At 59.8% G+C, this 11464-nt stretch carries 14 protein-coding genes; 10 read left to right on the forward strand and 4 right to left on the reverse strand.

Annotated elements, in window-relative coordinates:
* Positions 1-198: 198 nt before the first annotated feature.
* On the reverse strand, positions 199-1110 hold the full coding sequence (gene yddG / locus HA46_RS20065) for an aromatic amino acid DMT transporter YddG (protein WP_048782282.1): 912 nt from the start codon (positions 1108-1110) through the stop codon (positions 199-201).
* Positions 1111-1229: 119 nt separating this feature from the next.
* On the opposite strand from yddG, the gene HA46_RS20070 reads away from it, so the two are divergent.
* From HA46_RS20070 to HA46_RS20115, 10 genes are all read left to right on the forward strand, one after another.
* The gene (locus HA46_RS20070; RefSeq protein ID WP_084886392.1) at positions 1230-1526 is read left to right on the forward strand and encodes a hypothetical protein; all 297 of its coding nucleotides are present in this window, start codon (positions 1230-1232) and stop codon (positions 1524-1526) included.
* Positions 1527-1666: 140 nt separating this feature from the next.
* Positions 1667-2200 (forward strand): SRPBCC family protein, encoded by a 534-nt coding sequence (locus HA46_RS20075; protein ID WP_084886397.1) that lies wholly within the window; start codon positions 1667-1669, stop codon positions 2198-2200.
* Entirely contained in the window at positions 2201-3367 is a 1167-nt protein-coding gene (locus HA46_RS20080) for a zinc-dependent alcohol dehydrogenase (protein ID WP_033755695.1), read from the forward strand.
* Positions 3368-3443: 76 nt separating this feature from the next.
* Positions 3444-3692 (forward strand): putative quinol monooxygenase, encoded by a 249-nt coding sequence (locus HA46_RS20085; RefSeq protein WP_084886428.1) that lies wholly within the window; start codon positions 3444-3446, stop codon positions 3690-3692.
* A gap of 233 nt (positions 3693-3925) precedes the next feature.
* Positions 3926-4414: a (2Fe-2S)-binding protein gene (locus tag HA46_RS20090; RefSeq protein ID WP_033755697.1), complete on the forward strand. Its 489-nt coding sequence runs from the start codon at positions 3926-3928 to the stop codon at positions 4412-4414.
* The gene (locus HA46_RS20095) at positions 4411-5403 is read left to right on the forward strand and encodes an FAD binding domain-containing protein (protein ID WP_084886402.1); all 993 of its coding nucleotides are present in this window, start codon (positions 4411-4413) and stop codon (positions 5401-5403) included. Before HA46_RS20090 ends, HA46_RS20095 begins: the two co-directional genes overlap by 4 nt.
* 24 nt (positions 5404-5427) lie before the next feature.
* On the forward strand, positions 5428-7695 hold the full coding sequence (locus HA46_RS20100) for a xanthine dehydrogenase family protein molybdopterin-binding subunit (protein WP_084886406.1): 2268 nt from the start codon (positions 5428-5430) through the stop codon (positions 7693-7695).
* A gap of 201 nt (positions 7696-7896) precedes the next feature.
* Positions 7897-8271: a hypothetical protein gene (locus tag HA46_RS20105; RefSeq protein ID WP_143807692.1), complete on the forward strand. Its 375-nt coding sequence runs from the start codon at positions 7897-7899 to the stop codon at positions 8269-8271.
* A gap of 136 nt (positions 8272-8407) precedes the next feature.
* Positions 8408-8890, forward strand: a complete 483-nt coding sequence (locus HA46_RS20110) for a MarR family winged helix-turn-helix transcriptional regulator (protein ID WP_084886416.1) — start codon at positions 8408-8410, stop codon at positions 8888-8890.
* Positions 8891-8942: 52 nt separating this feature from the next.
* Positions 8943-9173: a hypothetical protein gene (locus HA46_RS20115; RefSeq protein ID WP_033792483.1), complete on the forward strand. Its 231-nt coding sequence runs from the start codon at positions 8943-8945 to the stop codon at positions 9171-9173.
* A 9-nt stretch (positions 9174-9182) separates the two neighbouring features.
* On the opposite strand, the gene HA46_RS20120 is transcribed toward HA46_RS20115, so the two are convergent.
* From HA46_RS20120 to HA46_RS20130, 3 genes are all read right to left on the reverse strand, one after another.
* Positions 9183-9446: a hypothetical protein gene (locus tag HA46_RS20120; protein WP_051563669.1), complete on the reverse strand. Its 264-nt coding sequence runs from the start codon at positions 9444-9446 to the stop codon at positions 9183-9185.
* A 299-nt stretch (positions 9447-9745) separates the two neighbouring features.
* The gene (locus HA46_RS20125; protein ID WP_084886420.1) at positions 9746-10213 is read right to left on the reverse strand and encodes a GlcG/HbpS family heme-binding protein; all 468 of its coding nucleotides are present in this window, start codon (positions 10211-10213) and stop codon (positions 9746-9748) included.
* Positions 10194-11464, reverse strand: a 1271-nt coding sequence (locus HA46_RS20130) for a cytochrome c (RefSeq protein WP_084886425.1), incomplete at its 5' end; no start/stop codon positions are given. The genes HA46_RS20130 and HA46_RS20125, both read right to left, overlap by 20 nt.

The raw sequence follows: 11464 nt of genomic DNA on the forward strand, positions 1-11464 counted from the left end.
ACCATTACATTATGAGAAGAGACATAAAATAATAGATCGCTGGCTTTTGTAATTTAACTAGTTACACATTTTTGCTGAGATGTACTTACCTTTTTCTACCCAGACCGCGCGGCTGGCGTGTTCTACCCAGACCGCGCGGCTGGCGTGTTCTACCCAGACCGCGCGGCTGGCGTGCGGTCTGGGGATGTATCTTCGCCTTTATGGGAGCTCGCGCGCAACTTTGTTGCCTGATGGCGTGCGGGTGGACCACCAGCAAAGCAGCGACCCTAGGCTAACCATTGCGGCCCCTTGCCAGAATGATAACGTCAGGTGCGAATGCAGCAGAAATGCCGCCAGTACCGAGGAGAGGATCGGAATAAAGTAGGAGACCGCAGCCAGCAGGTTAACGTTGCCGTGCAGAATGCCAGTATTCCATGCGGCATAGCCAAATCCCATCGCCATCGCGGCCAGCGCCAGGCTGAGCAGCGCCTGCGGCGAAACAGCTAATGCTGGCTGCGGCGACAGCAGAAATTTCACCCACAGGGTCAGTGCAGTCAGGATAAAAAATAGCGTAATGCCGTTGCTGCCGTTCGCAATCTTTTTTGTCACCACGCAGTAAACCGCCCAGATCGCTGCGCCACAAAATGCCAGCCCATAGCTGAGCGGGTTGTCCATAATGTTATTGCCGATCTCGCTCATTGAGAAAGCGTGCTCGCCGCCCAGCACGCGGCAGATCCCCGCGACGGCCAGCAGCAGGCCGGGAATAATCAGCGGGCTGGTTTTTTGCCGGTTAACGAGCGCCGCCAGCACAATCGTCATGCCTGGCCAGAGATAATTCACCATACCGACCTCAATCGCCTGACGGCCGCTGTGGGTAAAGCCGAGCGACAGTGACAGGCAAATTTCGTAACTGACAAATAACAGGCTGCCGACGAGCAGATAGCGCCGCGGAAAGGTGCGCACGCTGGGAAAGCCGACGGTAAAGAGCAGTAGCGCGGCGCTAAAGCTGTAGATCAGCGCCGCGCCGCCGATCGGCCCAAAGCTCTCGCTGACGCTTTTAATCAGGCCGACAATTGTGCTCCACAGCACAATGGCCAGCAGGCCAGTTAGCGTTGCTCTCTTTTGGGACATAACGCTTTACCTCATTTCAGACGTGATCGGCTTAGCAGGTCAGAATACGCAACTGAGTCAGGTCTGCCACCTCTTTATCTATGAACTACCCTTACTGCTTACCCACGGAGGAGAGCAAGATGACTGATGCAACCCTGATCGAAACGCTGCAGTTCGGCCCTGATGATGCCCCAGAGCAGAAATATGAAATTTACGGCGACGACGAAAAAACGCCGACCTATGCGCTGATTTACCGCCAGCACGACGGCGACTGGGAAAAACTGGACGAGAAGCTCACCTTCGCAGCCAGAGATGAGCAAAAAAAGGTGGCCGTCGCCATGGACTACGGCTCTGGCGACAGCCTGCCGGAGCTGCGAGATTTACCCGCGGAAGCCCGCGAACACTGCGAGCGTCACTGGCAAAACAGCCAGCAATAACATGGGCCGGGGAAAGTTCCCGGCTTTTTTTCACCCCCTCGTACGCCCCTCTCTATCTGCGGTTACGCTCGCAATATCCGATCCTCTGAACTTAACTCAAATTATGTTCATCGCCTGATTGCGCCTTACGGGAGGATCCTTTGGCCAAAAAATTACAACCTGAAGCCGCGGCCGATGTGCTCGTATTGCGGCGCTGGATAACCGTTGGACGTCCCGCTGAAGAGCTGTTTGCGCTCTGGCTGGCACCCGATACCTTACCGCGCATCATGAGCCATTTCGCCACCGTGACGCCCCTTAACAAAAGCGACGCGCAGTGGCAGGTCGACGGGCCGCTCAGCAAACATTACTCATGGGAGAGCTGCATCGTCGAGGCGCAGCCGGGCGACATCATCGCCTGGCAGTCGCTGGAGGGCGCGGACATCCCCAACGAGGGTGAGCTGCTGCTGCGCCCGGCGCCCGGCGAGTGGGGAACCGAACTGGCGCTGACGCTGCGCTTTACGCCGCCGGGCGGTGCGCTGGGCAAAAAGGTCACGACCTTTTTCGATCTCCTGCCTAAAGAGATTGTCAGCAAAGCACTGCACCGCTTTAAAAGTCTGGCCGAAACCGGCGAAATCCCAACCCTTGACGGCCAGCCCGCTGGCCGCCATGCCGACCGTCAGGATAAGGAGAAATAGATGCGTGCACTTTGCTGGAACGGCGTAAACGATCTCAGCGTTGAAACGGTGGCCGATCCCGGCCTGCTCAATCCCCATGATGCGATTATCCGCGTTCGTTTAACGACCACCTGCGGCTCCGATCTTCACGTCATCGACGGCCTGATCCCCAGCATGCGCGAGGGCGATATTCTCGGGCATGAATTTATGGGCGAGGTGGTCGAAGTCGGCAGCGCGGTGAAAAATATTCGCCGTGGCGATCGCGTCGTGGTGCCCTCGTTTATCTCCTGCGGCTCCTGCTGGTACTGCCAGCATCAGCTGCCCTCCTGCTGCGACAACACTAATCCGCAGTGGGAGAAGGGTGAAACGGTGCTGGGCCACCCGACCGGCGGCATTTACGCCTATAGCCACGCCTTTGGCGGCTACGCTGGCTCGCACGCCGAATATGTCCGCGTGCCCTTCGCTGACAACGACTGCTTTGTCGTGCCGGAAGGAGTAAGCGACGAGCAGGCGCTGTTTCTCTCCGACGCGGCGCCGACAGGCTACATGGGCGCGGATTTTTGCAATATTCATCCCGGCGACACCGTTGTGGTGTGGGGCTGCGGCGGCGTAGGCCTGATGGCGCAGCAAAGCGCGTGGCTAATGGGCGCGCATCAGGTTATCGGCATCGACCGCTACCCGGAGCGGCTGGCGATGGCGCGCGACTATGCCGGCAGCATAGCGCTCGATTATACCCAGGTCGATATCAACGAGGCGCTGCTGGAGCTGACCGGCGGTCGCGGCCCGGACAGCTGTATCGACGCTGTCGGCATGGAGGCGCGCGGCGAAGGGCTCAGCCAGGTTTATGATAAAACCAAACAGCTGCTGCATCTGGAAACCGACGTCGGCGCCGCGCTGCGTCAGGCGCTTTACGCTTGTCGCAAAGGCGGCAATATCGCGATTCTGGGGGTATACGGCGTGATGGACAAATTCCCGCTGGGGCTGATGATCAACAAAAGCCTGACGATCCGCACCGCGCAGCAGCACGGCCAGCGCTATATGCATCGGCTGCTGGATCACGTGGCGAAGAACGAGCTTAATCCCGCCTTTATGGCGACGCATCGCTTCTCGCTGGAAGAGGCGCCGCGCGGCTATGAGATGTTCAAGCATAAAGAAGATGGCTGCGTGCGCGCGGTATTCGCCCCCTGAACAGAGCGCCGGGATGGCGCAGCGTCACGTTTTCGTAGTAAAAAAGTCGCAACGTGACGCAACTGAAGGGAACACGATGATTAAGCTTACCGGCCGATTGATTTGTAAAAACACGGAAGAGACGGCGCTGGTGCGCCGTTATCTTCCCGAGCACATCCGGCTGACAAAAGAAGAGCCAGGATGCCTTAGCTTTGAAGTGAAGGAGACAGCTGATCCGCTTATCTGGTCGGTAGAAGAGCGGTTCACCAGCCAGCAAACCTTCGATATGCATCAGGCCAGAACCCAAGCCTCGGCGTGGGGGCGGGAAACTGTGGCGATTGCCTGACGTCTCGGAACGTACCGCCAGCAGGGAACCCGCCGCCGCGGCCGGTTCCTTTTTTATGAGCAGCCTTAATCCCCTTGAATCGCTATCTGGACAATCAGGCAACAGATTTCCAGAAACAGGCAACCCCGCTTTCGCTTAGCCGTCTAGACTTAACGGATTGCACACCACAATAGACTTCCTCATAACGTGCATAACACGCCATTTTAAACCCCGTTAAATACTGGAAACGAGCTATGTCTGAAAATCTACAACTGCAGCTGGCGATCAACGGGCAACCGCATACGATGCGGGTGGATCCCCGCGTCACCCTGCTTGACGCGCTGCGCGAGCACCTGACGCTTACCGGTACCAAAAAAGGATGCGATCAGGGACAGTGCGGCGCTTGTACGGTGCTCATCAATGGAAAACGCGTGCTGAGCTGCCTGACGCTGGCGGCCCAGGCTAACGGCCAGTCGGTCACCACCATCGAAGGCCTGGCGCAGGCCGACGGCACCCTGCATCCGGTGCAGGCGCGCTTTCTGGAACACGACGCCTTTCAGTGCGGCTACTGCACCCCAGGGCAGATTATGTCGGCCGTGGCCTGTATCGACGAGGGGCACGCCGGCTCGGCGGACGAAATCCGTGAATATATGAGCGGCAATCTTTGCCGCTGCGGCGCCTATCCCAATATCGTCGAGGCGATCCAGCAGGCGGCCGCCGACCTTAGCAAGGAGGCGACATGAACCCATTCGACTACGTCGGCGTCAGCGATGCCGATGACGCGCTGCGGCAGAAGCAGCGCGCGGACAGCCGCTTTCTGGCAGGCGGCACCACCCAGATCGATCTGATGAAATGCGACGTCGAACAGCCCGCCGCGCTCATTGACATCAACCAGCTTGCGGAGATGCGCGAAATTGCCTTTACGGCGGATACGCTGCGCATCGGCGCGCTGGCGCGTATGAGCGAGGTTGAGAATCATCCTGAATGCCAGCAGAACGCGCCCGCGATTTATGACAGCCTGTGGCAGGCGGCGTCGCCGCAGTTGCGCAACATGGCGTCGATAGGCGGCAATCTGCTGCAGCGCACCCGCTGCGTCTATTTCCGCGATCCCCATACCTTTTCAGCCTGCAATAAACGCCAGCCGGGATCCGGCTGCGCCGCGCGCGGCGGCGTCAACGGCAACCACGCCATTCTGGGCACCAGCGAAAGCTGCATCGCGGTTTATCCCGGCGACCTGGCGGTGGCGCTGACCGCCTTCGAGGCGGTCGTCATCGTGCGCAACGCCGCCCAGCGCGAACGCCGCATTCCCATCGATGAATTCTACCTGCTGCCGGGCGATACGCCGCATCTGGAGCACGATCTGGGGCCGGACGAGATGATCGTAGCGGTGGAACTGCCGTTAACGCCGGCGCTGCGCCAGTCCCACTATCTGAAAGTGCGCGATCGCAGCTCCTATGAGTTCGCCGCCGCCAGCGCGGCGGTCGGCATCGAGCTTGATGGCGACCGCATCCGCGATCTGCGCATTGCCGTCGGCGGCGTGGCGACGAAACCCTGGCGCGCGCGGCACGTCGAAGGGGCGCTGCGCGGTCAGCCGTTCAACGAGCAAACCCTGCGCCGCGCCGCCGAGCTGGTCGTGCAGGACGCCGAGCTGCTGCCGCAAAACCAGTACAAGAAACTGCTGGCGCCGCGCGCCATCGCACGCGCGTTGATGAAAGCGGGCGGCATGGCTTAACAGGCCGAACAGAGAGGATTAACAATGGATACGGCAGAAAAGAGTTATCAGGCGCTGGGTGAAAAGCGCGAGCGCGGCGACGGCGTCGTTAAGGTGACTGGCGAAGCGCGCTATGCGGTTGAGCATCAGCCGGAAAACGCGGCGTACGGCGTGGTGATCCAGTCCACCGTTGCCAGCGGACGCATTACCCGCATGGATACCGAAAAGGCGCGTCAGGCGCCGGGCGTGCTGGCGGTTTACACCCACCTCAACAGCCTGAAAATCAATAAGCCGACCGCCATCGCCGACGGCGGCGCGGCGCAGTCCACCTATACGCCGATTCAGGACGATAAGATTATCCATAACGGCCAGAATATCGGCCTGGTGGTGGCGGAGACCTTCGAGCAGGCCACCTGGGCAGCCACTCTGGTGGAAGTGGAGTATGAGACGGAGCCGGCGCTGGTTTACCCGGACGATCCGCGCGCCGCGCGTAAAGAGAGCAGCGGCACCAACATCGATCTCGGCGATGCCCATCAGGCGATGGCGCAAGCGGAAGTAAAAATCAAAGGGCGTTACGCGACGCCGCGCGAATACAATATGCCGATGGAGCCGCACGCCTGCGTCGCCTCCTGGCAGAATGAGCGTATGACGGTCTGGGAACCGAGTCAGTGGGTGATGGGCGCGCAGACCGAAATCGCCGAATGGCTGGGCATCGAGGTTGACCAGGTGCGCATCATCTCCCCCTACGTAGGCGGCGGTTTCGGCTCTAAGCCGGTGCCCTATACTCATGTGGCGCTTGCCTGCGTCGCCTCGCGCGCGCTGGGACGGCCGGTTAAAGTCTCTTTAACCCGGCCGCAAACCTTTACTGGGCTCGGCGGTCGGCCGGCGACGATCCAGAACCTTGAGATGGGCGCCTCGCGCGACGGCAAAATTCTGGCGATTATCCATGACGGCCTGAGCGACACCTCGCTGATCGACACCTTCGCCGAGGGCACCAATAAAGTGACAGGCCGTCTTTACGCCGTGCCGAACGTCTATTCGCGTCACTACGTGGCGGCGATCAACACCGTCACGCCAGGCTGGATGCGCGCGCCGGGCGAGAACCCGAGCGCCTTCGGACTGGAAGTGGCGATGGACGAGATGGCCTGTGCGCTGGGAATCGATCCGCTGGAATTTCGCCTGCGCAACTGGGCCGATCATGACTATCAGCTGAATGCGCCCTGGAGCACGCGCCGGTTGAAAGAGGCCTACGCCGCCGCCGCTGAAGCCTTTGGCTGGGACCAGCGCAGCATGGCGCCGCGCTCGATGCGCGAAGGGCGCGAGCTGATTGGCTGGGGCATGGCGACCGCCACCTATCCGGTCAGCCGCTCGCCCGCCGAAGCGAAGCTGATTTTCCACAGCGACGGCAGCCTGGTGGTGCAGAGCGCCGGGGCGGATATCGGCACCGGCACCTATACCATTCTGGCGCAGACCGCCGCCGAGGTGCTGCACATTCCTTCGCGTCAGATCCGCGTCGAACTGGGCGATACCGATTTGCCGCGCGCCGGCGTAGCGGGCGGCTCGCAGCTGGCGGGCAATCTTACCGCGGCGGTGCACAAGACGGCGGAAGCGATGCGCGAGAAACTCTTTACCCTGGCGACCGAATCGCCTGGCTCGCCGCTGTTTCAGGCGGATCGCGAGCAGCTGGTGCTGCGCGACGGCGCAGTATGCGTGAAAAACCAGCCCGATCGCGCCATTCGCTACGACAAACTGGTAGAGCTGAACGACTCGCTGACGCTTTCCGTGGTCTCCGGCACTTTCTCTGAAGAGGAGAGCGAAGAGGATCGCGATCGGGCGGTGCACTCGATGTCGAAGATGACGCGCCCTGAAGCCTTTTCGGCGCACAGCTGGGGCGCGCAGTTCGTTGAGGTGCGCGTCGACGAGGATTTCGGCACCGTGCGGGTTAAACGGCTGGTTTCTGCTTTCGACAGCGGACGGCTTTATAACCCTCAGCTGGCGCGCAGCCAGTGGATTGGCGGCATGGTGATGGGGCTGGGCCAGGCGCTGCTGGAAGACGGCGTTATCGATCCGCGCAACGCCCGCGTCATCAATAACAACCTGGCGGACTACCTGATCGCCGTGAATGCGGACGTGCCGGAGATCGTCACCATCGACGTCGGCGAGCCGGATCATCACGCCACCCTGATGGGCGGCAAAGCGGTCGGCGAGTTAGGCATTGTGGGCATGGCGGCGGCCATCAGCAACGCCGTCTATCACGCGACCGGCAAGCGCATTCGCGATCTGCCGCTCTCTCTGGATAAACTGATCGACTAAAGCGCGGCGGCGATGCCGGACAGGCATCGCCGTCTCTTTTACGACAGACCCCTTCATTCTTAAATCAGAGGCAGTTTTTCATCTTCGTGAATATACTGTTACTCACAGTGCCAGTGATAACAAGAGTCACTCTCTGCCACTCAATGCCATAACGGATCGCATGATCTCTTTCACGGACGAATTTTCCTGAGGAGCCTGTTGATGACATCGTCCGCTGCAAAAGTCAGTGCTGGTCTTGGTCTGGCGTTTCTTATGCTGTTTAATTCCGCTTTCGCCGCGCCCCTGTCGTCAGGCGGTTCTCTGACGTTTAGCGGCGCGATCGCCCAGGATCCCTGCCAGTTAACCCCAGGCGCCAGCCGCATCACCTTCGCCTGCCAGGACAACAACGGCGTTCATACGCAGCAAATCGGCCTTCAGCAGGTGGCGCAGGGCGATGTGGTTTTGCCTGGCGTAGACCATGTCAGCCTGACTTACCTTGACCCGCAAAAGTCGAAGGCGGTGGTTCGGGTCGACTATACTAATTCGCTCTGTTGCAGGACCTGCGAGGCTCTGCAACAGCTCACGCTGGCCGCGTAAAAAGGGAATTTCGATTAATCAGAGATTTCTCTCCGGCCAGTAGGTTGACATCAATTTAATTTGATTCAATATTATCACGACCTCACAGGATGACGCTGTGCCGCTCTCTTTCGATCAGATAATAAGCAGTAGCACCATGAATGAAGAATTACCAGAAACCTGCGGCGGCGCTTCGCAAGGCAGCGCGCCTGTTACCGTCGATCAGTTTCTCTGCTTCGCGCTCTACTCCGCGTCGCTGGCGATGACCAAGCTCTATCAGTCGCGTCTGAAGCCGCTAGGGCTGACCTATTCGCAATATCTGGTTCTGCTGGCGCTGTGGGAAACCGACAATGTCACCGTCTCTGAGCTGGGGACGCGCGTCCATCTTGATTCGGGCACGCTGAGCCAGCTGCTCAAAAGGCTGGAGCAGGCGGGCCTGATCAGCAGACGGCGCGACGTAGGACATGACGAGCGTCGCGTGCTGATTACGCTGACGCCAGCGGGAACCGCGCTGAAATCTGAGGCCGCTGGCGTGCCGGCGGATATGATCTCAGTTATGGATACGCCGCTTGAGGAGCTTTCCGATTTGACCAGCCGGGTCGCCGCTCTGCGGCAGAAACTGATAAAGGCGATTCCCTGATCGTCCGGATGTAGACATTTCCCAGGCGCAGCTGTCAGGGATTAAAACGATAATGACCAGCATGGACAAAGGCCTTGTGAGCACTGAAAAAGCAGAAGATCCAGACGAAATTCATGCGGCAATCGGAGAGATAGCGTCGCTGCTGTTGAAAGCGGGAAAGCCGCTTGAGCTGGCGGGGCTGAGCACGCTGCTCACACAACAAGCTGAACAGACGGCGGATGCGTCGCTGCAAAAAAATTATCGTGATGCGGCACGCTTTGTCGCTGAAAAAATCGGGTCATAACGGCAGCTGTCAGTGAAGAGTGGGCTCGCTCTCCGGCCAGTCGTCGTTGCCAGAGAAGGCGCTGTTCTGGTCCGACTGGCCTGCTGCGCTGATCAACTCGGCAATCGCGCGCTGAAAGGCTCGCTGCCGGATGGGATTGCGCTCAGACGCTGCCATCGCCTGAAGTTGCGCCACGACGTGCTCGGCAAAAACGGGCGAATCCTGCGCCAGTAGCGCCATCACGGCCTCGCCTGTCAAAATATCTACCAGCTTTTCATCGTCATTTTTGCTCATATTGCCATCATATTATTTAGTTTGATCTGGACGCAGGCGAAAACGCTACCCTGTACGGTTGCGTCTCGGGCAGACGTTGCGCCCTGCGCAACGCCACGGTTGCAGAGAAAATTGCTTTGCGCCTGATTAGCTTATCAAGTTTATAACATTTTGCCTTTTGATTTTCATGCAGCAAAATAAATATCTGTTTTAAAAGATTAATTTCTCGAAGTGGATTCTCATTCTTATTCTGACGCAAGGCGAGCAGATTCGCAGCCTCGCGTCATTTCTGTTGCCTCAAGCGCCTGACGCGCGTGTTATTAAGGCTGATGAAGGGCTTTGCTGCCTGCGTCGGCAATGGCGATTTCCGCCGGATTTGCCGTTCCGCTCACGCCAATCGCGCCCGTCACCTCGTCGTTAACTGTCACTGTCGCGCCGCCGCCAAGCGGCACCATATTGGGCAGCGTGGCTATCGCTGGCTCTGTGCCATTGGCTCGCGCCATATATTTGTCGGTCGAGGTGCGATACAGCGCCGCCGCGCGTCCTTTTTGCATCGAAGAGTCAATACAGCCCGGCGGCGCGTTATCCATGCGTTTGAAGGCCAGCAGCTGTCCGGCTCGATCGAGCACGGCAATGCAAACCTGCGCTTTCAGCGACTGCGCCTGCGCCTCCGCAATAATGCGCTGTGCATCATCGGCGCTCAAGATAGTTTGGGTCTGCGTGGCGCTGACTGTGGCGGTCCACAACGCGGCAAGGGCGCAGAGTGCGCTACAGAGAGGTGCTTTCATGGTGTCTCCTTTTATGAGATCGATATCGCCATACTCCCAGACAGATCAGCAGTGCCAGCAGGCCTGCTCCTGCCCACGGCGCGCGCTGCAACCAGAGCGAATGCCTGGGATGGCGCAGGGTGTGATTAACCTGCTCTTCGGTAATGTGCTGTCCGGCCGCGCCGAACTGTGTTGAGACATAGTCCAGCAGACGCGCCAGCTCGGCGCTGCTCATCTGGCTGGAGAATGCCGGCATAAAGGCGTGGCCTGACGCGGTGGTGCGGTCTACCCCCTCTGCGACGGTCATAATCAGATTGGCGGGATTAGCGTTGAGCACCGCCGAGGTGCCGGTTAGCCGGGGAAAGGTTTGCGGCGCGTCACGGCTGCCTTCGCCCTGCGCGCCGTGGCAGCTTGCGCAGGCGGCGTTATAAAGCTGCGCGCCGCTCATCTGCTCGCCGCCGATGGCGCCGCGCAGCGTCGCGGACGGTCCGGTCTCGAACGCTGCAATAGTGCGCGGAGGTGGCGTCGGCGCAGCATGCGTACTGGCCGGCGCGTGACCCAGCGTCAACAGATAGCGGGCGACAGAGCGTCGATCGCTTTCGGTCAGGCGGGAAAAAGAGTTTTCCACTACGGTCGCCATTTCGCCCGCCGCGATGGCTTTGCCCGGCAGCGAGCCGGTTTTAAGGTAGGTCGCCAGTTCCGTTTCGGACCAGGCGTAAAGGCGCGCCTGAGTCAGATCGGGTGCCTGCCAGCTGCCGACGGCTCCGCCGCGCAGGAAGCTCGCGCTTTTCTCCGCCATCAGCACGTTGCGCGGCGTGTGACAGCTGCCGCAATGTCCCAGCGTTTTCACCAGATACTCGCCGCGCGCGTCGCCGATCGCTTCAGCGTTGCCGCTGGCGAGTGGCTGGGGTGACAGGAACAGGCCGTTCCAGAGCGCCATCATCGCGCGCCAGGAGAAAGGGAAAGGGAGCTGCGTCGCGGGCACCTGATGATCTTCGGCGGGCACGCCCGTCATAAACCAGGCGTACAGCGCCGCGATATCCTCATCGGTCAGCGAGGCAAACGCGGTATAGGGCATCGCGGGATAGAGATAGCTACCATCCCGCCGCCGGCCCTCGCGCATGACGCGGCGAAAATCCGCCAGAGAGTAGTTTCCGATGCCGTTAACGCGCGATGGTGTGATATTGGTGGCGATAATGTCTCCCAGCGGCGAGGAGATGCGATAGCCGCCGGAAAAGGGATGACCGTTATCCGGGTTGCGATGGCAGGCGG

This window comes from Pantoea septica (assembly GCF_002095575.1).
GTDB lineage: Bacteria > Pseudomonadota > Gammaproteobacteria > Enterobacterales > Enterobacteriaceae > Pantoea > Pantoea septica.